Source organism: Streptomyces sp. P9(2023), assembly GCF_032436795.1.
Lineage (GTDB): Bacteria > Actinomycetota > Actinomycetes > Streptomycetales > Streptomycetaceae > Streptomyces.
Map to the genome: position 1 here is coordinate 1 of NZ_JAUPWM010000876.1, position 233 is coordinate 233.

General features: G+C 67.0%; 1 protein-coding gene. It reads left to right on the plus strand.

Going from position 1 to position 233, the window contains the following annotated elements; genetic code table 11:
- Positions 1-233: TRAP transporter large permease subunit (locus Q5762_RS39760; RefSeq protein ID WP_315897192.1), on the plus strand; the 233-nt coding region annotated here is incomplete at both ends.

A 233-nucleotide genomic window follows, 5' to 3' on the forward strand; every position in this document is an offset into this window, starting at 1 on the left:
GTCCAAGGCTTTGGCGCAGCTTCCTTGACAGTTTCTGGGGGCTGATGACCCCCGCCGTCATCCTTGGCGGCATCTATTCCGGCGTCTTCACCCCGACCGAGGCCGCGATTGTCGCCACCGTCTATGCCGCGCTGGTCGGCGCGCTGGCCTATCGCACGCTCAGCCTGCGCGGGCTTTATGAAAGCCTCGGCGATGCGGCGGCAGGCTCGGCGGTGGTGATGCTGGTGGTGGCC